Annotated in this window: 16 protein-coding genes; 12 read left to right on the forward strand and 4 right to left on the reverse strand. The window is 68.7% G+C overall.

All coding sequences use genetic code 11. The features are described 5' to 3' along the window. Nucleotides 1-54: 54 nt before the first annotated feature. Both G4D77_RS28120 and G4D77_RS28125 read left to right on the forward strand, forming a co-directional pair. Nucleotides 55-951 (forward strand): sugar phosphate isomerase/epimerase family protein, encoded by an 897-nt coding sequence (locus G4D77_RS28120; protein WP_154834053.1) that lies wholly within the window; start codon nt 55-57, stop codon nt 949-951. Between the two features lie 74 nt (nt 952-1,025). Further along, nucleotides 1,026-2,051 carry an aldo/keto reductase gene (locus G4D77_RS28125; protein WP_154834054.1) on the forward strand — a complete coding sequence of 342 codons (1,026 nt, stop codon included), beginning with the start codon at nt 1,026-1,028 and terminating at the stop codon, nt 2,049-2,051. Between the two features lie 16 nt (nt 2,052-2,067). On the opposite strand, the gene G4D77_RS28130 is transcribed toward G4D77_RS28125, so the two are convergent. Together G4D77_RS28130 and G4D77_RS28135 are read right to left on the reverse strand one after the other, a co-directional pair. Then, a complete protein-coding gene (locus G4D77_RS28130; RefSeq protein WP_227740981.1) occupies nt 2,068-2,505 on the reverse strand; it encodes a nuclear transport factor 2 family protein in 438 nt (145 codons plus the stop codon). Nucleotides 2,506-2,522: 17 nt separating this feature from the next. Further along, nucleotides 2,523-3,293, reverse strand: coding sequence for an IclR family transcriptional regulator domain-containing protein (locus tag G4D77_RS28135; protein ID WP_012206241.1), 771 nt, complete (start codon nt 3,291-3,293; stop codon nt 2,523-2,525). A 186-nt stretch (nt 3,294-3,479) separates the two neighbouring features. Here G4D77_RS28135 and G4D77_RS28140 point away from each other — a divergent pair, with 186 nt between their 5' ends. The 6 genes from G4D77_RS28140 (at nt 3,480) to G4D77_RS28165 (ending at nt 9,861) form a co-directional block, all read left to right on the forward strand. Beyond that, nucleotides 3,480-4,874: an MFS transporter gene (locus G4D77_RS28140; protein ID WP_017404655.1), complete on the forward strand. Its 1,395-nt coding sequence runs from the start codon at nt 3,480-3,482 to the stop codon at nt 4,872-4,874. A 35-nt stretch (nt 4,875-4,909) separates the two neighbouring features. After that, nucleotides 4,910-5,743, forward strand: a complete 834-nt coding sequence (locus G4D77_RS28145) for a shikimate dehydrogenase family protein (protein ID WP_154834055.1) — start codon at nt 4,910-4,912, stop codon at nt 5,741-5,743. Nucleotides 5,744-5,834: 91 nt separating this feature from the next. Continuing rightward, entirely contained in the window at nt 5,835-6,986 is a 1,152-nt protein-coding gene (locus tag G4D77_RS28150; protein WP_154834056.1) for a porin, read from the forward strand. Between the two features lie 11 nt (nt 6,987-6,997). Next, nucleotides 6,998-8,059, forward strand: a complete 1,062-nt coding sequence (locus G4D77_RS28155) for a Gfo/Idh/MocA family protein (protein ID WP_213757813.1) — start codon at nt 6,998-7,000, stop codon at nt 8,057-8,059. 26 nt (nt 8,060-8,085) lie between these two features. Beyond that, nucleotides 8,086-8,523, forward strand: coding sequence for a type II 3-dehydroquinate dehydratase (gene aroQ, locus G4D77_RS28160; protein WP_074924075.1), 438 nt, complete (start codon nt 8,086-8,088; stop codon nt 8,521-8,523). Nucleotides 8,524-8,607: 84 nt separating this feature from the next. Further along, nucleotides 8,608-9,861, forward strand: a complete 1,254-nt coding sequence (locus tag G4D77_RS28165; RefSeq protein ID WP_154834058.1) for an MFS transporter — start codon at nt 8,608-8,610, stop codon at nt 9,859-9,861. 6 nt (nt 9,862-9,867) lie between these two features. Here G4D77_RS28165 and G4D77_RS28170 read toward each other — a convergent pair whose 3' ends face one another. Continuing rightward, the gene (locus tag G4D77_RS28170) at nt 9,868-10,524 is read right to left on the reverse strand and encodes a GntR family transcriptional regulator (RefSeq protein ID WP_012206234.1); all 657 of its coding nucleotides are present in this window, start codon (nt 10,522-10,524) and stop codon (nt 9,868-9,870) included. A 215-nt stretch (nt 10,525-10,739) separates the two neighbouring features. Between G4D77_RS28170 and G4D77_RS28175 the strand changes: the two genes are divergently transcribed. The 3 genes from G4D77_RS28175 to G4D77_RS28185 are packed head-to-tail and all read left to right on the forward strand — an operon-like array spanning nt 10,740 to nt 13,340. Further along, nucleotides 10,740-11,591 carry an NAD(P)-dependent oxidoreductase gene (locus G4D77_RS28175; RefSeq protein ID WP_250134285.1) on the forward strand — a complete coding sequence of 284 codons (852 nt, stop codon included), beginning with the start codon at nt 10,740-10,742 and terminating at the stop codon, nt 11,589-11,591. A 47-nt stretch (nt 11,592-11,638) separates the two neighbouring features. Further along, a complete protein-coding gene (locus tag G4D77_RS28180; RefSeq protein WP_213757814.1) occupies nt 11,639-12,625 on the forward strand; it encodes a Bug family tripartite tricarboxylate transporter substrate binding protein in 987 nt (328 codons plus the stop codon). 40 nt (nt 12,626-12,665) lie between these two features. Further along, nucleotides 12,666-13,340, forward strand: a complete 675-nt coding sequence (locus G4D77_RS28185) for an RraA family protein (RefSeq protein ID WP_016451449.1) — start codon at nt 12,666-12,668, stop codon at nt 13,338-13,340. Nucleotides 13,341-13,395: 55 nt separating this feature from the next. On the opposite strand, the gene G4D77_RS28190 is transcribed toward G4D77_RS28185, so the two are convergent. Next, on the reverse strand, nt 13,396-13,734 hold the full coding sequence (locus G4D77_RS28190) for a DUF6616 family protein (protein WP_154834060.1): 339 nt from the start codon (nt 13,732-13,734) through the stop codon (nt 13,396-13,398). Between the two features lie 430 nt (nt 13,735-14,164). Between G4D77_RS28190 and G4D77_RS28195 the strand changes: the two genes are divergently transcribed. Continuing rightward, nucleotides 14,165-20,224 (forward strand): DUF4011 domain-containing protein, encoded by a 6,060-nt coding sequence (locus tag G4D77_RS28195; protein WP_154834061.1) that lies wholly within the window; start codon nt 14,165-14,167, stop codon nt 20,222-20,224. The last annotated feature ends 47 nt before the right edge of the window (nt 20,225-20,271 follow it).

Consider the following 20,271-nt stretch of genomic DNA (forward strand, 5'->3'; position numbering starts at 1 on the left):
GCGCGCCGCCGTCCGATTCAACCGCCGATACACACAACGATCCTGGAGGGCAACATGGGCTTGCTGGACAGCTATGGCATGGACACCATCACTCTGAATGGCTCGCTGGAGGCCAAGCTCGACGCCATCCGGCGCGCGGGCTTCACCCAGGTCATGCTCAGCGCGCGCGACCTGGCCGGCCACCCGGGCGGCGTCAAGGCGGCTGCGGCGGCGGTGCGCGCCAGCGGCCTGCGGCCCACGGGCTTTCAGGTGCTGCGCGACTTCGAGGGCCTGTCCGACCACCTGCACCACTACAAGGTGGACATCGCCAAATCCATGCTGGAGATGTGCGCCGAGATCGGCAGCCCCGTGCTGCTGGCCTGCTCGTCCACCTCGCGCCATGCCACGGGCGATCTCGACGTGATTGCGCGCGACCTGCGCAAGCTGGCCATGCTCGGCATTCCGCTGGGCGTGAAGATCGCCTACGAGGGCCTGTCCTGGGGCCGCAACGTCAACGAATTCACCACCAGCTGGGACGTGGTCTGCCGCGCCGACATGTCCAACCTGGGCATCGGCCTGGACTCCTTCCACATCCTGGCCGCCAAGACGCCGCTGGATGCGCTGGAGCTGATCGACCGCGACAAGATCGTCCTGGTGCAGCTGTCCGACTTCATGTGGCATGACGCGCCCACCTTCGAGGAACGCATGGCCACGGCGCGCACCTTCCGCGTGTTTCCGGGCGAGGGCGTGCACAGCGAGCGTCTGGCCGACCTGGTGCTGCGCCTGGACCGCCTGGGCTACCGTGGCGACTACAGCTTCGAGGTCTTTAACGACGACTACCAGCAACTGCCGCTGGACACCGTGGCCGAGCGCGCGCGCCGCAGCGCGCAGTGGCTCAACGACGACGTGCTGCACCGGCCCGTGCCGCTGCCGGCCTGGGCGCGCACGGGCGTGCGGGGCGCTGCGGTTTGACGGCAAAATCGTTGTGCGAATGCACTGCAAGGGAGCGCCGGCCGCTCCCTTTCTTCTTTTCCCTGTGAGCCACCATGACCAACCTGTCCACACGAAACCTGGGTCCCTTCTCCGTCAGCGCCGTCGGCCTGGGCTGCATGAACCTCAGCCACGCCTATGGCCATCCGCCGTCGCCCGAGCAGGGCAAGGCCGTGCTGCATGCGGCGCTGGACGCCGGTGTCACGCTGTTCGACACGGCGGCGCTGTATGGCTTCGGCGCCAATGAATCCCTGGTCGGCCCCGTGCTCAAGTCCCACCGCAACCACATCACCCTGGCCAGCAAATGCGGCATGGCCGGCGTGCGCGGCGACGACGGCGTGGTGCGCCGCGTGATCGATGGCCACCCCAGGACCCTGCGCCGCAATTGCGAAGACAGCCTGCAGCGCCTGGGCACCGATGTCATCGACCTCTACTACCTGCACCGTTGGGACCGCCGCGTGCCCATCGAGGAATCGGTGGGCGAGATGTCGCGCCTGGTGGAAGAGGGCAAGGTGCGCGCCCTGGGCCTGTCCGAGATCGGCGCCGACGCGCTGCGCCGCGCCCATGCCACCTTCCCCATCGCCGCGCTGCAAAGCGAGTATTCGCTGTGGTCGCGCAATGCCGAGCTGGGCACGCTGCAGGCCTGCAAGGAACTGGGCATTGCCTACGTGGCCTTCAGCCCGCTGGGCCGCGCCTTCCTCACCGGCAAGCTCCAGGAGGTCGAAGGACTGGTCAAGGGCGATATCCGCGCCGCCATGCCGCGCTTTGCGCCCGAGGCCTATGCGAAGAACCTGCAGCTGCTCGCGCCCATGAAGTCCATTGCCGAGCGCGCCGACTGCACGCTGGCCGAGCTGGCCATCGCCTGGGTGCTGCACCAGGGCGAGCATGTGATTGCCCTGCCGGGCACCACCAGCGTGGACCACCTGCACGAAGACCTGCGCGGCGGCGCCGTGCGCCTGGATGCGGCCCTGCTGGCCGAACTGGACGACCTCTTCAAGCCCGAGCGCATCCAGGGCGACCGCTATGCCGTGGCCTCGCAGCGCGAGGTGGATACGGAAAAGTACGCGTTCGAGACCGTCTGAACACGCCGCAGGCCGCTCATGGCATGGATGCGGCCAGGTCGAATGGCGCCGTGGGCGTGCCCTGGTGGAAGCGCATCTGCCAGCCCCGCGCCGTGCGCAGCCAGACCGAGGAGCGCAGCGTATGCCGGCCGGCCGTTCCATCCTCGGCCACGCTGGCCGAGCGGTAGGTCAGCAGCGCGCTGTCCGGTCCCAGGCGCGCCAGCGCAAAGCCGCCTGACACCAGCCGGGCAGGGGCCTGTGCTGGCAAGGCGTCCGCCAGGCTGTCCACGGTGGCGGCCCGGTCGTGCATGCCGCCCGATCGGCCGAATTCCAGGAAGTCTTCATGCAGCAGCGCCTGCAGCTGGCCTGCGTCCGATCGCACCTGCGGATCGTGCAGCCGCACTTCCAGTGCCTGCAGATGCTGCAGCAGATGGTCGTCGCCGCCATGCATGTCCAGGCCAGGAAGTTGCGCCATGGCCGTGTTGTTCACCATCAGATCAGATCCCGCATGGCCTGCGCCGTCTCGCGCAGCATGGGCAGCACGCGCGCCACGGCGTCCTTGCCGGTTTCGCGGCCCATGGGCATGGTGATGTTGAGGGCGCCGGCCAGCGCGCCGTGGCGGTCGCGCAGCGGCACGGCAATGCCGCGCGAGTCCAGGTTCAGCTGCTGCTCGCACAGCGCCCAGTCCTGGGTGCGGATCAGGGCCAGCTCGCGGCGCATTTCGGCGGGGCAGGTGATGGTGTGCGAGGTGAAGACCGTCAGCGCGCGGTTGTCCAGCCAGTGCTCCAGCTCGGCGTCGCTGCGCATGGACAGCATCAGCATGCCGGCCGCCGTGACCTGGGCCGGCACGCGTGCGCCCAGCACGTAGCCGGTGTTCATGTTGCGGTTGGGGCCGTTGCGCGCGATGTAGACCACCTCGTCGTCGTCCAGCACCGCCAGGTAGGCGGTTTCATGGGTGCCGGCGGCCACGCGCTGCAGGAACGGCTGGACGATGCGCGGCAGCCGCGCCGACTCCAGGTACGACTGCCCCAGCCGCAGCACGCGCGGCGTGAGCCAGAACAGCTTGCCGTCCCCCGCCACGTAGCCCATGTGCTGCAGCGTCAGCAGGTAGCGCCGCGCGGCGGTGCGCGTCATGCCCGTGCGCTGGCCGGCCTCGGCGGCCGTCATGCGCGGGTGGGCGTCGTCAAAGGCTTCGATGATCGATACGCCGCGTTCCAGTCCGGCAATCCAGTCGCGCTGGGCGAGGGTGGAAGGTGTTGTCATGACGGTTTTGATTTTTCCGTATTAACCCTGGGTGCGTGCGATTATCGAACAGCGCGGTGCGATCAGCGCACATGCCTTTCGAAATTGGCTTGGGCGCATCCATAGGCGGGAACTACATTTTTTACATCCCGCCGGCCTGGCCGCAAGCATCGGGCAGGGGCCTTTTCTACATGGAGGAGACAACACATGAGCGCAACCCCGATACACACACAGCCCACCGGGCACCAGCCGCGCAAGGCCGCCACCAGCGGCTGGATAGGCTCGGCCCTGGAGTACTACGACTTCTTCATCTACGCCACGGCGGCTGCGCTGATCTTTCCGCAGATCTTCTTTCCGCAGGGTGATCCGGCGATTGCCATCATCGCCTCGTTGGCTACCTATGGCGTGGGCTATGTGGCGCGGCCCATCGGCGCCTTCGTGCTGGGCCATCTGGGCGACACGCACGGGCGCAAGCAGGTGCTGGTGTGGTGCATGTTCCTGATGGGCTTTTCCACCATCGCCGTGGGCCTGCTGCCCACCTATGACCAGGTCGGCCTGTGGGCGCCCGCGCTGCTGGTGCTGATGCGGCTGATACAGGGCTTCGCGGTGGCCGGCGAGATCTCGGGCGCCAGCTCCATGATCCTGGAGCATGCCCCGTTCGGGCGGCGCGGCTTCTTCGCCAGCTTCACGCTGCAGGGCGTGCAGGCCGGCCAGATCCTGGCAGCGGCCGTGTTCCTGCCGCTGGCGCACTACATGCCCACCGAGCAGTTCAACAGCTGGGGCTGGCGCATTCCCTTCATCCTGAGCTTCGTCGTCATCATCGCGGGCTGGATCATCCGCCGCGAGGTCAACGAGACCCCGGCCTTCACCGCCGCAGGCCGCAGCGAGGCGCGTCCGCGTTCGCCCGTGGTCGAGGCCTTCCGCCACCATTCGCCCGACATGCTGCGCGTGGTCTGCATGGCGCTGATGAACGTGATCCCCGTGGTGGCCACCATCTTCGGCGCGGCCTACGCCGTGCAGCCCGCCTACGGCATCGGCTTCGCCAAGGACATGTACCTGTGGATTCCCGTGGTGGGCAACATCGTCGCGGTGCTGGTGATCCCCATGGTGGGCAACCTGTCCGACCGCATCGGCCGGCGCCCGCCCATCATCTTCGGCGCGCTGCTGTCGGGCCTGCTGGCCATCGGCTACCTCTACGCCATCAGCGAACGCAACATGCCGCTGGCCTTCGCCATGTCCATCCTGATGTGGGGCGTGGTCTACCAGGGCTACAACGCGGTGTTCCCCAGCTTCTACCCCGAGCTGTTCCCCACCCGCACCCGCGTCTCGGCCATGGCCATCTCGCAGAACGTGGGCACGGCCATCACCGCCATGCTGCCCGCGCTGTTCACGGCCGTGGCGCCTCCGGGTGCGCACAACATCTGGCTGACCGTGGGCCTGATCGCCTTCGGCATCACCGTGGTGGCCGCCCTGGCCGCGTGGAGCGCCCGCGAGACCTACCGCGTGCGCATGGAAGACCTGGGCGAGGCCGGTGCGCAGCCCGTGGCAGCTGCCGAGTACGACCGCCTGCGCAACCAGGCCCTGGCCCAGTCCGGCCGCTGAATCCTGCAACCCAAGGCATCCGAAGGCCCCAGGAAATGATTTCCGGAAAAACCACCCTCATCGCGCACATCGGCGACCCGACCGAGACCTTCAAGTCGCCCATGATCTACAACCCGTGGTTCGACAGCCGGGGCATTGATGCCTGCGTCGTGCCCATGGGCGTGAAGGCGGCGCATTTCGCCGGCGACTTTGCCGCCATCATGCGTTTCACCAACCTGCGCGGCGCGCTGATCACCATGCCGCACAAGGTGTCCGTGGTGGACCTGGTGCACGAGGTCACGCCCGCCGTGCACATTGCAGGCGCCTGCAATGCCGTGCTGCGGCGCGAGGACGGCACGCTGCTGGGCGACCAGTTCGACGGCGCGGGCTTTGTGCGCGGCGTGCTGCGCAAGGGGCGGCAGCTGCAGGGCGCGCGGGTGCTGATTTCCGGGGCGGGTGGCGTGGGCTCGGCGATTGCCGCCTCGCTGGCGGCGGCCGGCGTGGGCGAGCTGATGCTGTTCGATACGCGGGACGAGAGCGCGCAGGCCCTGGCCGGGCGGCTCGCTGCCTACTACCCGAGGATGAAGGTGGGCACGGGCTCCAGGGACCCGCGGGGCTTTGACGTGGTCGTCAACGCCACGCCGCTGGGCATGAAGGACGATGACCCGCTGCCGTTCGATGTGCAGCGCATCGCACCCACCGCCTTTGTGGGCGAGGTGGTGATGAAGTCCGAGTTCACGCCGCTGCTGCGCGCCGTGCGCGACAAGGGCTGCGACTTCCAGGTGGGCACGGACATGCTGTTCGAGATGATTCCCGCCTACCTCGAATTCTTCGGCTTCGGCAGCGCCACGCCCGACGAGCTGCGCGCCACCGCCCACATCTCCTACTGATCCAGCCGACAGACAACCGGCCCTGGATGCGTCCGGGGCAGGGCGCAGCCACGCCCGAAAAAGCATTTTTCACAGAGAAGGAGACAAGACCATGCAACAGCAAATGCACCAGACACCGCGAGTGCCGCAGCGCGGGGCCCTTCGCATCCTGGCCCTGGCCACCGTGCTGGGCGCCTGGGGAGCGGGCGCCCAGGCCCAGTCCTCGGTCACCATCTACGGCAGCGTGGACCAGTACATCAACCACATGCGCAGCAGCTCGGGCGCATCCATGACCACGCTGGAGGACGGTGCCCTGCTGCGCAGCCGCCTGGGCTTTCGCGGTCAGGAAGACCTGGGTGGTGGCCTGTACGCGAAGTTCCAGCTGGAGATGGGCATCAACGCCGACAACGGCACGCAGGCCGACAGCACGCGCGGCTTCGACCGCCAAAGCTGGGTGGGCCTGGGCGGCGGCTGGGGCGAGGTGCGGCTGGGCCGGCAGAACACCGTGATCTTCGGGCGCGGCGACTACATCGACTTCACCTCGCGCACGTTGGGATCGATGGTCAACAACTTCGGCGTGCCCTCGCGCTTCGACAACGACATCTCCTACACCTCGCCGCGCATGGCCGGCTTCCTGTTCGAGGCCCACTACGCCATGGCCGAGACCGGTGCTCCAGCGCGCCAGGCCATCTACCAGCTGGGCCTGGACTACCTGAACGGCCCCTACCGCGTGGGCTATGCAGGCCTGTATGCGCGTGCGCCGCAGAGCGCGGCCTATACCGACGCGGTCCGCTACGACAACCTCTACGCCAACTACGACTACGGCAAGGGCAAGGTCCAGCTGGCCTTTGTGCGGTCCAACAACAGCACGGCAGGCTCGGCGGGCAACAACACGGGCACGGTGCTGGGCAATGTGGGCGGGCTGGTGGCGGGCACGAACGCCGACGTGCACCGCTTCTACCGCGTCTGGCAGCTGTCGGCCGACTACCGCGTGACGCCGCAGCTGCGCGTGGGCGCACTGTGGGGCCGCATACAGGATGGCTCGGACAGCGGGCGCGGCGCATCGGGCGGCGCGGTCGCGGCCTACTACGACCTGTCCAGGCGCACCATGCTCTACGCGGTGGCCGAGCAGTTGAAGAACGACCGCAACGCGGGCTTCCGGCTGGCGGCCTCGGGCGGCATGAAGCCCAACTTCACATCGGCCGACGACGTCAACGGCCGCACCATCAAGGGCGTGCAGCTGGGCGTGCTGCACCGCTTCTGAGGGGGCATGCCATGGCACAGCTGCACCCGCTTCGCATTGCCGTGGCCGGCGCCGGCGCGATCGGCCAGGCCCATATCGCCGCCATCGGGGCCCAGGCGGATTGCCGCCTGTCCGCCATCGTGGACCCGGCGCCGGCAGCCCGGGAGCTTGCCCAAAGGGCCGGAGTGCCGCTGTGGCGCGACCTGGGCGAGCTGATCGCCCATGACAGGGCCGACGCCGTGGTGCTGGCCACGCCCAACCGCCTGCATGCCCCGCAGGCGGCGCAGTGCATGCATGCGCGCCTGCCCATCCTGCTGGAAAAGCCCGTCACCTCCACCGTGGCCGAGGCACAGCGCCTGGCCGCGCTGGCCGAGCGCAGCGGCGCCCGCGTGCTGGTGGGCCACCACCGCGCCCACAGCCCGATCATGGCGCGGGCCGCGGCCCTCATCGCCCAGGGGCGGCTGGGCCGCCTGGTGGCCGTGACCGGCGCGGCCCTGTTCTACAAGCCGGACGCCTATTTCGAGGAAGGCCCCTGGCGCCGCGAGGCCGGGGGCGGCCCCATCCTGCTCAACATGATCCACGAGGTCCACAACCTGCGCATGCTGTGCGGCGACATCGTGGCCGTGCAGGCCTTCGCCTCGCATGCCACGCGCGGTTTTGCCGTGGAAGACACGGTGGCCATCAACCTGCGCTTTGCCAGCGGTGCGCTGGGCAGCTTTGTGCTTTCGGACACGGCCGCCAGCGCGCGCAGCTGGGAGCAGACCTCGCAGGAGAACAAGGCCTATGCCAGCTATGAGGACGAAGACTGCTACCTGGTGGCGGGCACCTTCGGCTCGCTGGCCATACCGAGCATGCGGCTGAAGACCTATGCATCGGCCGGCCAGCGCTCCTGGAATGAGCCCTTCGACCTGGATGTGGCCGCCGTGGAGCGCGAAGACCCGCTGGTGCGCCAGATGGCGCATTTCGCGCAGGTGGCGCGCGGCCTGGCGCAGCCGCTGGTCAGCGTGCACGACGGCCTGCGCAACCTGCAGATCACCGAGGCCATTGCAGAGGCGGCGCGTACCGGTGCCGCCGTCGAGACCCCGGTGGCATGAACGAATCCCTGAATCGAGGACACCCCATGAAGACCATCCTGATGCTGCACGGCATCAACCACAACATGTTCGGCCAGCGCGATCCGGCGCAGTACGGCACGGTCACGCTGGCCGAGATCGACGCCTCGCTGCGCAGCCTGGGCAGCCAGCTGGGCTGCGAGGTGGACAGCTTCCAGACCAATTGCGAAGGCGCCATGTGCGATCGCATCCACCAGGGCTTTCGGGACGGCGTCGATGGCGTGCTCATCAACGCCGGCGCCTGGACGCACTACAGCTACGGCATCCGCGACGCGCTGGCCATGCTCACCGTGCCCGTGGTGGAGATCCACATGAGCAACATCCATGCGCGCGAGCCCTTCCGCCACCACTCGGTGTTTGCCGACATCGTCCGGGGCCAGATCTGCGGCTTCGGCGCGGACAGCTATCTGCTGGGCCTGCGGGCCGTGCTGTCCGCCGTCGCATAGGATGCATGGCGCGCAACTGGCCATGTATCGTCCTTCGAACTCCCTCGCTCGACGCGCCGCATGCCGTGACCAGGCTTCATTGAGATGAACTTCGCTGATCCCGGCCCGCGCCGCTCCGTTTCCTTTCTCCTGCTGCTGCCGCTGCTGCTGGCCGCGCAGCCGGTCGCCACCGATGGCTATCTGCCGGCGTTGCCCGAGATCGCGCGCGACCTGGGCTCGGCCAGCAGCAGCCTGACCGTGTTCATGCTGGCCTTCGGTGTCGCCCAGCTGGTGTGCGGACCGCTGGCCGACCGCTTCGGGCGCCGGCCCGTTCTGCTGACGGGTTTGGCCTGCTACACGGCAGCGGCGGCAGGCTGTGCGCTGGCGGGCAGCGCGGACGCACTGGTGGCCTGGCGCGCCGTGCAGGGCGCGGCCATGGCGGCCATCCTGGTGTGCGCACGGGCTGCGGTGCGCGACCTGTATCCGGCCCATGAAGGGCCGCGCATCATGGCCCGCGGCCTGATGGGCCTGGGGCTGGTGGCCCTGGTGGCGCCGATTGCCGGTGCATGGGGCGTCCAGGCCACCGGCTGGCGCTGGGTGCTGGTGGCGATGGGCGTCTACTCGCTGGCTTTGCTGGCACTGTGCTGGCGCACTTTCAGCGAGACGCGGCAAGCGCCGGCGGAGTCTGCCCCGGTCCTCGCATCCGTACCCGTATCCGTATCCGCTGGCGGTGTGCGCCAGGTGATCGCCGACCCCGGCTTTTGCGCCTGGACGGCACTGGCCGCAACCACCTACGGCGGCATCTTCTGCTTTTTGCTGCTGTCGCCGATGGTGTACGTCGACCTGTTCGGCCTGTCGCCCGTGCTCTACGGCTGGATTCCAGCGGGCGGCTCGCTGGTCTACATCCTCGGCATCACATGGTGCCGGCGCCTGCTGTCGCGCCACGGGCCGGTGCGCACGGTGCAGCTGGGCGCTTCGCTCAGTCTGCTGGGGCCGTGCATCCAGATCGCCGGCTGCGTGCTGGCGCCGGCCTCGCCCGTTCCATTGTTGCTAGGGCACGCGGTGTATGCGCTGGGCCATGGCCTGCACCAGCCTTGCGGCCAGGCGGGCGCGGTGGGGGGCCTGCCGCCGCAGCTGGCCGGGCGGGCCGTGTCGTGTTCGGGCTTCGCGATCATGTGCGTGGCCTTCTGCGCCGGCCAGCTGGCGGCGCAATTTGTCGATCCGACGATGCGCCACGGTGCCTGGCCGATGGTGCTGCCCATGGCGCTGGCGGGCGTTGTGCTGGTCCTCATCGCCTTTGTCTGGCTGCCGCGGCTGTACCGGGTGGGGGCAGCGCAAAGGGTTCAGCCCCGGTCATGACACCGCTCATGCATCCGCGCGGTATTCACCCCGATGCTTCATGAACCGGTGGTAGGACATGCGCAGGTGCAGCTGCATCACCTGGCGTGCCAGCTCCCCATCCCTGGCACGTATGGCGATCACCAGGTCGCAGTGGTGGTGCAGGCTTTGCACCAGCTCTTCGGGCGTGTAGATGTAGAACGACCGCTTGATGATCGGCATGTCGATCATCGTCGCCAGCATGGTCTTGAGGCGCGGCGAGCCCGATGCCTCGATCAGCGCGTGGTGAAAATCCCGGTTGGCTGACTGCACCTCGCCAATGCCGTCGTGGCCAGCGGCAATGCCGGCCTCCATGCGCTGGTTGCTGGCCTCCAGCTCATCGGCCAGCCCCTCGCCGCCGCGCGTGGCCGCGAGGAACGAGGCGTACGGCTCCAGCAGCATGCGCAGCTGGAAGGTCTCCTCCACATCCCAGTCGCTCCACTCCGACACGCGGATACCCTGGCCCGCGCCATCGGTGGCCAGGCCATCTTCCACCAGGCGGTGCAGCGCATTGCGCACCGGTGTGCGGCTCAGTCCCAGGTCGCGGGCAATGGGCTCCTCCTTGAGCTGTTCGCCGGGTCGGTAGTGGCCGCCGATGAGCCGCTGCCGCAGAACCTCGTACGCCTTGTCTTTCACGTTTTGCACTGTGTTTGCACCAAGTGGATGGGAGTGGTGCGCCGATTCTAGGTGACGGCTGAGGGACCCGTTTCGCTTCGCTTTATTCCGAAAAATACAAAACAAGTACAAATATTCGAAGTTCTACGGGAAATCTCTAGGAAGAAAAAGGAGATGCGCTCCGTAGACTGCGATAAATGTTTTAAATTTGTATTTTTATGAAGTTCGCAATACTGGGTGGTGGAATGGTCGGCGCCTGCTACATGCAGGCCTTTTTGGAGCAGGGGCACAGCCTGGTGGGCCTGTGCGAGCTGCAGCCCAACGCTGCGGTGGCCGACGCCGTGCAGGCCGCTGGCGCGCAGGTGCATGCCGCGCCCGGCGCCTGGCTGGCCGAGGCCGACGTGGTGGTGAGCGCCGTGTTCGGCACCGTGGCGCGCAGCCTGTTCGAGGCCTGCCTGCCCCATCTGCGCGATGGCGTGGTCTATGTGGACATGACCACGGCCGACCCGCAGGAGATGCGCGAATGCGGCGAGCTGGCCCGGCGCGTCGCCCAGGGCAGGGCGGTGCACTTCGTGGATGTGGCTATCACCGGCGCGGTCAACCTGGGCGGCAGCAAGACGCCGCTGCTCGTGGCCGGTGGCAAGGCCGGTTTTGTACAGGAATTGTTCTTGCCCTTTGGCGGCTCCGTTCGCGTGGTGGGCGGACAGCCGGGCGAGGCCGCCGCGCTCAAGCTCCTGCGCAGCATCTACACCAAGGGGGCCGAGGCGCTGGCCGTGGAGTGCCTGGTGACGGCCCAGCAGATGGGCCTGCGCGAGCAACTGCATGCCGTGCTGCAGGACATCGACGAGACACCGTTGCGCACGCTGATGGAGTCCATGGTGCGCACGCACATCCCGCATTCCGCACGCCGCCGCAACGAGGTGGCCGAGGCCCGGCAGCAGATGGCCCGCAACGGCCTGACGCCCATCGCCTTGACCGCCGTCGAGGCGCTGTTCGCCGACACGGCCCGGGCGCATGCGGTGCAGCCCTTCACCGGCACCTCCACCGACGAGGCCATCGATTGGCTGGGCAGCCACGTGCTCGCCAGCCAAGCCTGATCAACGTACCCATGCGCCAACCGACACCACCAAAGGAGACATCCGCAATGACGACCCCGACCCGACGCCGCCTGGCCCTCGCCGGCCTGCTGGCACTGACCGCTGCCGCCATGGCTCCGGCCCATGCCCAGGGCACCTATCCGCAGCGCCCCATCAGGTTCATCGTGCCCTTTCCGGCCGGTGGCGGCACCGACAACCTCACGCGGCTGGTCGGCACCAAGCTCACCGAGGCCCATGGGTGGGCCATCGTGGTGGAGAACAAGCCCGGGGCCGGTGGCAACCTGGCTCTGGACCAGGTGGCCAAGGCCCCCGCCGACGGCCTGACCCTGGTGATGGCGCAGACCGACAACGTGGTGCTCAACCCGCTGCTGTACTCCAAGCTCACCTACAACCCCGACAAGGACCTGCGCGCCGTGGCCCTGGTCGCAGCCGGCCCGGCCGTGCTCGTGGTGAATGCCGATTCCCCGTACAAGTCCCTGGACGACATCATTCAGGCGGCGAAGAAGGAACCCGGGCGCCTGAGCTTTGCCACGCCGGGCACCGGCACCATTTCGCACCTCATCAGCGAGGCCTGGCAGAAAAGCTCGAATGTGAAGTTCACCCACGTGCCGTTTCGCGGCGTGGCGCAGGCCATGCCCGACCTGCTGGGCGGGCGCATCGACATGTACATGGGCTCCATCCCCACGCTGCTGTCGCACATCCAGTCGGGCAAGGTGCGCGCCATCGGCGTGACCACCGCGAGCCGCTCCAAGCTGCTGCCCGACGTGCCGACCTACACCGAATCCGGCATCAAGGGCGTGGAGCTGGCCAGCGTGTGGGGCGTGATGGCCCCGGCCGGCACCTCCGACGCCATCGTCAGGCAGCTCAACGAAGCCATCAACAAGGTGGTGAACGCACCCGACACGGCCAGGAAGATCGCCGACTCCGGCGCCGAACTCATCACCGGCACACCGCAGGACATGGCCAGGCTCTACGCCAGCGACCGCGCACGCCTGGCACCCATCGTCAAGAGCTCTGGCACCACGCTCGATTGAGCGGCACGGCTTTCATTCCATCCACTCTGAGCACCACACCATGATCGGTCTTCAAATTCTGAAGCGGCAACGCGCTGTCAGCCTGGATATTGCCAGGCGCTATCTCGACGTGCCTGTAGCCAACGTCAGCGACTGCATGGCCCGCATGACGGCTGGCGGCGCGCGGCTGCGCCCCATGCACGGCGGCGGGCGCATGGCCGGCCCCGCGTTGACCATCAAGACACGCCCGGGCGACAACCTCATGCTCCACAAGGCACTTCAACTGGCCAGCCCAGGTGACGTGATCGTGGTGGATGCGGGCGGCGACCTCACCAACGCACTCATCGGAGAAATCATGGTCGGAGACGCCATGCGCCGCCAACTGGGCGGGATCGTGATCAACGGCGCGATCCGCGACGCGGCATGGATTCGTGCTGGCAGCTTCCCGGTATTTGCCGCGGGCGTCACGCACCGCGGACCCTACAAGGATGGCCCGGGCGAAATCAATGTGCCTATCGCCATCGATGGCATGGTGATCGAGCCCGGCGACCTCATGATTGGCGATGACGACGGCTTGCTGTGCGTACCCTATGCGCAAGCGCAGGCCCTGCTGGATGCAGCACATGGAAAACAGATGGTTGAGGCCAAGATGGTGGCCGACATCGCTGCCGGTACCTACAGCGCGCCATGGATCGACGAGACGCTCAAGCGTCTGGGCTGCCCGATTCAGCCGTAGCGCCGGCGCTGCAGCATCCATCCTGCACCCATTCATCACCCATCGCCCGTCCGCCTCAGACCTCGGCCAGCGCCTTCAGATGGCTTTCCAGGCCACCGGTGCCGCTGGCCGCGTTCACATGGTCGAAGTAGCCGTACCAGCCGCTGGCCTTGATGCCCGCCAGCAGGGCATCGCGCGCGGCAGTATCGGGAAAGCGCCAGATGCCCAGGAAGCGGTGCGGACTGGCCTGGTCCAGGCCGCTCTCGGTCTCGGCCAGGGCCAGCACCTGCACGCCCATGGCAGCCAGGCTGCCCATGGCGCTGGCAACCCCTTCCAGAAATTGCTGGCGCTGCGCGGCGGGCAGGGCCAGCCAGGCGGGGTTGGGGGAATAGAGCTCGACCAGATAGTGGGACATGGTGTTTCCTTGCATGGGCGCTGTGCGCCGTGGTTGTTGGTGCCATATTATATGGTGACTAATCATAAAGTTACGCAACCACGTGCAGCCGGGACCGTCCACCAGGCATTTGCGCATATCCAGATGCGGCAGGCTTGTTTGCGATGGGGTCAGCGCGCTTTGCCCGTGCCGTGACCGCCGTGCACGGTGCCGTCAACGCCATGATCTTCGAGGCGCTGACGGGGATGCGCTCGTGCATGAAGTGATTGCCGGGCTTGCGGATTGATGTTCTCAGCAGGCCTCTTCGCTCTCATTTTTTGCAAACAGTGACCCCTGAAAACCGCCCATCTCGGACACGGCGCCCCATTCGCAGCGGACAATCGTCGGGCCAGGAATATGACGGGATTTCGACAGTTCCCGCCGCCTGCTGGCCAGCCAAGGACTACCGCGCATGACAGAAGACCCCCGCCGAGATTCCCCCGCAGATGCCGCCCCCGCCGCCGCGCAGGCGCCGCAGACGGCCCCGCAGCTGCGCATCGGCACCGTCGCCAAGCTCAATCTCGCCGACTTCCAGAACGCCGTGCCCGCGCTGCTGGAGCTGGCCATCGTCAACGAGGGCGATCTGCCGCTGCAGGCGCTGAGCCTGCACCTGGCCTCGGAGCCTGCCTTCATCAAGCCGCGCACCTGGCGCCTGGAGTCGGTGGCCGCGCACAGCACCTATGCGCTGACCGACCTGGATGTGGCGCTGGACGGCGCCTTGCTCTCGCGCCTGACCGAGGCCGAGCCTGCCGTGCTGCGGCTGGAGCTGCGCAGCGGCCAGCCGGCACAGACGGTGCTGGCCCGGCACGAACACCCGCTGGAACTGCTGGCACGCAACCAGTGGGGCGGCCTGGGGCATTTGCCCGAGATGGTGACGGCCTTCGTGCAACCCAACGATCCGGCCGTGGACCGCATCCTCAAGGGCGCGGCGCAGGCGCTGGAGTCGGCGGGCAAGTCCGGCGCCATCAACGGCTATGAACAGGGGCCGCAGCGGGCCTGGGAACTGGCCTCGGCCATCTGGACTTCCGTGCTCCAGAAGAAACTCAACTACGCGCTGCCGCCGGCCAGCTTCGAGCATGCGGGCCAGAAGATACGCGGCGCGACCCAGGTGCTGGATGCGGGCCTGGCCACCTGCCTGGACCTGACGCTGCTGTTCGCCTCCTGCCTGGAGCAGGCGCACCTGAACCCGCTGCTGGTTTTCACGCGCGGCCATGCCTTCGTGGGCCTGTGGTTGGGCAGGCAGGAATTCTCGACCGCCGTGGTCGATGACATCACGGCCGTGCGCAAGCGGCTCAAGCTGCAGGAGCTGGTGGTCTTCGAGACCACGCTGGCCGCGCAGGGCCAGGCCGTGGCCTTCAGCCAGGCCATTGCCCAGGGCGCGCGCCAGCTGGCCGAAGAGCATGAGGACCAGTTCGAGCTGCTGGTGGACGTTCGGCGCGCGCGCATGCAGCGCATCCGCCCGCTGGCGCTGGCCCAGCCGCAGGACGCCGCGCCCGAGGCCGGCGAAGGACAGGCCGAGCCACGGCTCACCGTGGAGCCGCCGCCCGAACTCCTGGCGCAGGCGCAGACACGCGAAGTGCCCACCTCCCAGCTCGATCCCAAGGACAGGCTGGCGCGCTGGCAGCGCCGGCTGCTGGACCTGTCGCTGCGCAATGCCCTGCTCAACTTCAAGCCCGGCAAGAAATCGCTGCTGCTGCAGGTGGCCGCGCCCGCGCTGGAGGACACGCTGGCCCGGGGCCAGGTGCTCAAGCTGCTGCCCAGCCCCGAGCTCATGCAGGGCAAGGACCCGCGCAGCCAGCCATTGCACGAGGCGCGCAGCCTGGAAGACCTGCGCGGCGCGCACGCCGAAGAGGCGCTGCAGCGGCGCGAGGTCTTCATCGACCTGGAGCCGCTGGAGCTGGACAGCCGCTTTGTGGAGCTGTTTCGCGGCGCGCGCAACGCGCTGCAGGAAGGCGGCGCCAACACCTTGTTCGTGGCCCTGGGCTTTCTGGTCTGGAGCCGGCCCGACAAGCCCGATGTGCGCGTGCGCGCGCCGCTGATCCTGCTGCCCGTCACGCTGGAGCGCAAGAGCGCGCGCTCGGGCTTCACGCTGCAGGCGCATGAGGACGAGCCGCGCTTCAACCCCACGCTGGTCGAGATGCTACGCCAGGACTTCCAGCTGGAGCTGGGCGTGCCCGCAGGCGACCTGCCGCGCGACGAGGCCGGACTGGACATCACCGGCATCTGGGCCCGCGTGCGCGAGGCGATCAAGGACGTGCGCGGCTGGGAGGTCAGCGAGGACGTGGTGCTGTCCATGTTCTCCTTCGCCAAATACCTGATGTGGAAGGACCTGGCCGAGCGCGCCGACCAGCTGCGCAGCTCGCCCGTGGTCGCCCACCTGATCGACACGCCGCGCGAGCCCTATCGCTCGGAGATCGCCTTTCCCGACACGCGGCGGCTGGACCAGGAGTTCGCGCCGCAGCAGGTCTTCAGCCCGCTGCCGGCCGATTCATCGCAGCTGTCGGCCGTGATGGCCGCTGCGCGCGGCAAGGACTTCGTGCTCATCGGCCCGCCGGGCACGGGCAAGAGCCAGACCATTGCCAACCTGATCGCGCAGTGCCTGGCCGAGGACAAGCGCGTGCTCTTCGTGGCCGAGAAAATCGCCGCGCTGGACGTGGTCTACCGCCGCCTGCGCGAAGTGGGCCTGGGCGAGTTCTGCCTGGAGCTGCACTCCAACAAGAGCCGCAAGCTCGACGTGCTGGGCCAGTTGCAGAAATCCTGGGACTCGCATGGCCAGGTGGATGCCGAGGCCTGGGCCGCCAAGGCCAGCCAGCTCGGCCGCCTGCGCGAGCAGCTGTCGGCCTATGTGGAGCGCCTGCACCGGCGCCACGCCAACGGCTGGACCATCTACCGCGCCATTGGCGCCGTGGCCGGTGGCCAGGAGCTGCCGCGCCTGGGATTTCACTGGCCCACGCCCCAGGCCCATGACGAAGCGGGCCTGGCCCTTTTGCGCGAGACTGCGGGCCGCCTGCAGGCCAATGCCCAGGCCGTGGGCGCGCAGCATCTGAAGGACGGGCCGCTGGCCACGGTGCAGGCCAGCGACTGGTCCGTGCGCTGGCAGCAGCAGATGGTGGATGCTGCCCAGGCGCTGCACGATGCAGGCCAGGGCTTTGCCGAGGCGGCGCAGCAGCTGGGCCGGCTGCTGCGCATGGAGTGGCCGGCGCTGGGGCGCCAGGCGCGCTCGGCGCTGGGCGTGATCGCGCGCGCGCTGCCTGCGGCCGCAGGCCGCAACCTGGCTTTCTGCGTGCTGCCTGACGGCGCGCGAATTGGCGAATCCCTGCAATCGGGCCTGCAGCTGCTGGCGCAGCACGGTGATCTGTCCGCACAGATTCCGGCGCCCTGGCCGGCCGAGCTGCAGGCGCGCCTGGCCCAGGCGCTGGACCTGCTGGCGCAGCGCCGGCGCCTGCAGGCCGGACTGGGCACGCCCTGGCCCGTGGCCCTGGGCGACGAGCTGGAGCGCGGCCTGCAGTGCATCGACGAGATCGCGGCGCTGCGCCAGGGCCTGTCCGTCAAGTACGGCGCCGGCGTGGGCCAGCTCAACGTGGCGCAGCTGCAGCGCGAATGGGTCAGGGCCGGCAAGTCCTTGTGGCCGCTGTCCTGGCTGGGCAGGCGCAAGGTGCGCGCGGCGCTGGAGGCCACCATCGAAGGCGCGGGCGAGCCGCGCGTGGCCGATGACCTGGCCGCCCTGGTGCGCATCCGGGGCCTGCGCGAGGAACTGGACCAGATCCAGCCCGGCGCCGCAGCCGACGGCCTGTGGTCCGGACACCGCACGCGCACCGACCATGCGCGCAGCGCCCTGAAGGCCAATGCGGCCCTGCTGGCCGCGCGCGCGCAGAAAGCCTTCTCGCTCGACGGACTGGAGGCCGTGGCCGAAGGCCATGGCGGCGAGCGCTGGGCGGCCGAAGTGCAGCGCCTGCAGGCCCTGTACCAGATCGACCGCCAGCTCGATGGCTACCTGCCGCTGGCCGATGCCAGCCACGGCCTGTGGCGCGGCCTGGAAACCGATGCCCAGGCCTTGCAGGACGCGCTGGCCTTCGAGCGCGAGCGCCTGCAACTGACGCGGCGCGGCGGCCTGATGGCATCGCACGCCGCCGTGGCCCAGGGCCGCTGTGGCGCGGCGCTGCAGCAGGCCCATGCGCAGCTGGCGGCCCGCAGCGCCATCGAGGAACAGCTGCTGGCGCTGGACGATCTGCGCTTGCGCTGCCCCGGCGTCTGGGACGGCCTGGACACGCGCCCGCAAGCCGTGGAGCATGCGCTGCGCCTGCAGGGATCGCTGCAGGCAGGGCTGACCGGGCTGGGCTGGCAGGAGGCCGAACTGGCCCAGGCACGCCAGGCCCTGTACCAGGTGCTGGCCTTGCGCAGCGCCGAGCTGGGCGAGGGCGCCGCGGTCGGCATGGCCTGCCAGCAGTTGCTGGACAGCCTGGCCGGCCTGCACGCGGCCATAGACCCCTTCAGCGCGGCGGCAGCCCATGGCGAGCCGCAGCAGCGTGCCCTGGCCCAGCGCACGGCCGAGCAGCTGGCGGCCACGGCGGGCGGCGTGCTGGCCGGGCAGGGCGGCCTGCATGCCTGGTGCGCCTGGCGCAATGCCCAGGCCGCGGCCCGCGCGGGCGGGCTGGGTGCGCTGGCCGACGCCATCGAGTCCGGCAGCCTGGAGCCGGCCCAGGCGCCCAAGGCCTTCGAGGTCAACTACGCGCGCTGGTGGCTGGCGCTGGCCGTGGACGAGGACGAGGTGCTCAAGCGCTTCGTCTCTGCCGAGCATGAGCGGCGCATTGCCGACTTCCGCGCGCTGGACGATGAATTCACCTCCGTCACGCGCCAGTGGATACGTGCGCGGCTGTGCGCGGGCCTGCCTTCGGCCGACAGCATCCAGCGCAACAGCGAGTGGGGCATCCTGCGGCGCGAGATCACCAAGAAGCGCCAGCACCTGCCGCTGCGCCAACTGCTGGAGCAGATCCCGTCGGCCGTGCTGCGCCTGACGCCCTGCCTGCTGATGAGCCCGCTGTCCATTGCCCAGTACCTGAGCGCCGAGACCAGCAACTTCGACATCGTCATCTTCGACGAGGCCTCGCAGATCCCCGTCTGGGACGCCATCGGCGCCATGGCGCGGGCCAGGCAGGTGGTCATGGTCGGCGACCCCAAGCAGCTGCCACCCACCAGCTTCTTCGGCCGCGCCGACACCTCCGACACCTTCGACGACGACACGCAGGGCGTGGAAGGCGACATGGAAAGCATCCTGGACGAATGCCTGGGCGCCAGCCTGCCCACGCGCAACCTGTCGTGGCACTACCGCTCGCGCCATGAAAGCCTGATCGCCTTCAGCAACCACCGCTACTACGGCGGCGGGCTGGTGACCTTTCCCTCGCCCGTCACCGATGACCGCGCCGTCAGCTTCCATGCCGTGCAGGGCCGCTATGAGAAGGGTGGCGCCCGCATCAACCAGCCCGAGGCCAAGGCCCTGGTGGCCGACCTGGTGGCGCGGCTGAAGTCGCCGGGGTTTGCGCAGTCGGGTGCCACCATCGGCGTGGTCACCTTCAACTCCGAGCAGCAAAGCCTGATCGAGGATTTGCTGGACGAAGAGCGCCGCAAGGACCCGGGGCTGGAGCCGTTTTTCTCCGATGCGCTGCTGGAGCCCGTCTTCGTCAAGAACCTGGAAAGCGTGCAGGGCGACGAGCGGGACATCATGTACTTTTCCATCACCTACGGGCCCGATATCTCGGGCGCGGTATCCATGAACTTCGGCCCGCTCAACCGCGACGGCGGCGAGCGGCGGCTGAACGTGGCGGTGACGCGCGCGCGGCAGGAGCTGCGCATCTTCTCCAGCCTGCGCGGCGAGCAGATGGACCTGTCGCGCACCCAGGCGGCGGGCGTGCGCGATCTCAAGCACTTCCTGGAATTTGCCGAGCGCGGCCCGCGCGCGCTGGCCGAGTCGCACCATGGCAGCCAGGGCGATTTCGACAGCCCCTTCGAGGCCAGCGTGGCCCAGGCGCTGGAGCGCAAGGGCTGGCGCGTGCACACGCAGATCGGCGCATCCTCGTTCCGCGTGGACCTGGGCGTGGTGCACCCGGACCATGCGGGCAGCTACCTGGCGGGCGTGGAGTGCGACGGCGCCACCTACCACCGCTCGGCCACGGCACGCGACCGCGACAAGCTGCGCGAGCAGGTACTGCGCGGCCTGGGCTGGCAGATTCTGCGCATCTGGTCCACGGACTGGTGGGTCAACCCGGGCGGCACGCTGGAGCGCATCCACGCGGCGCTGACCGCGCTGCTCGAGCAGGAGCGGCGCAAGCGTGCGGCCGAGGTTGTTGAGGTGCCGCAGGCGGCCGCAGTCGCCGGGGCAGAGCCAGAGCCAGAGACGCCTGAGGCGTCCGAGGCATCCGAGGCCTCCGCGTCCTCCGAGGCATCCGTGGAGGATGGCGAGGCGCAGAAGGCGTGAGGAAACGGGTCTTGAGAAGACGGGTCGCGGGAACGCCGGCGGCCCGC

It is taken from the genome of Delftia sp. WY8 (assembly GCF_018437695.1).
In the GTDB taxonomy this organism is placed as follows: Bacteria; Pseudomonadota; Gammaproteobacteria; order Burkholderiales; family Burkholderiaceae_C; genus Comamonas; species Comamonas tsuruhatensis.

Bases quoted from the DNA above. Each gene is read 5' to 3' on its own strand.
- G4D77_RS28150 (WP_154834056.1), top strand. From the start codon at position 5,835: ATGCAACAGCAAATGCACCAGACACCGCGAGTGCCGCAGCGCGGGGCC.
- G4D77_RS28175 (WP_250134285.1), top strand. From the start codon at position 10,740: ATGGTCGGCGCCTGCTACATGCAGGCCTTTTTGGAGCAGGGGCACAGC.
- G4D77_RS28165 (WP_154834058.1), top strand. From the start codon at position 8,608: ATGAACTTCGCTGATCCCGGCCCGCGCCGCTCCGTTTCCTTTCTCCTG.
- G4D77_RS28155 (WP_213757813.1), top strand. From the start codon at position 6,998: ATGGCACAGCTGCACCCGCTTCGCATTGCCGTGGCCGGCGCCGGCGCG.
- G4D77_RS28195 (WP_154834061.1), top strand. From the start codon at position 14,165: ATGACAGAAGACCCCCGCCGAGATTCCCCCGCAGATGCCGCCCCCGCC.
- aroQ (WP_074924075.1), top strand. From the start codon at position 8,086: ATGAAGACCATCCTGATGCTGCACGGCATCAACCACAACATGTTCGGC.
- G4D77_RS28130 (WP_227740981.1), bottom strand. From the start codon at position 2,505: ATGGCGCAACTTCCTGGCCTGGACATGCATGGCGGCGACGACCATCTG.
- G4D77_RS28135 (WP_012206241.1), bottom strand. From the start codon at position 3,293: ATGACAACACCTTCCACCCTCGCCCAGCGCGACTGGATTGCCGGACTG.
- G4D77_RS28145 (WP_154834055.1), top strand. From the start codon at position 4,910: ATGATTTCCGGAAAAACCACCCTCATCGCGCACATCGGCGACCCGACC.
- G4D77_RS28125 (WP_154834054.1), top strand. From the start codon at position 1,026: ATGACCAACCTGTCCACACGAAACCTGGGTCCCTTCTCCGTCAGCGCC.
- G4D77_RS28180 (WP_213757814.1), top strand. From the start codon at position 11,639: ATGACGACCCCGACCCGACGCCGCCTGGCCCTCGCCGGCCTGCTGGCA.
- G4D77_RS28140 (WP_017404655.1), top strand. From the start codon at position 3,480: ATGAGCGCAACCCCGATACACACACAGCCCACCGGGCACCAGCCGCGC.
- G4D77_RS28120 (WP_154834053.1), top strand. From the start codon at position 55: ATGGGCTTGCTGGACAGCTATGGCATGGACACCATCACTCTGAATGGC.
- G4D77_RS28185 (WP_016451449.1), top strand. From the start codon at position 12,666: ATGATCGGTCTTCAAATTCTGAAGCGGCAACGCGCTGTCAGCCTGGAT.
- G4D77_RS28190 (WP_154834060.1), bottom strand. From the start codon at position 13,734: ATGTCCCACTATCTGGTCGAGCTCTATTCCCCCAACCCCGCCTGGCTG.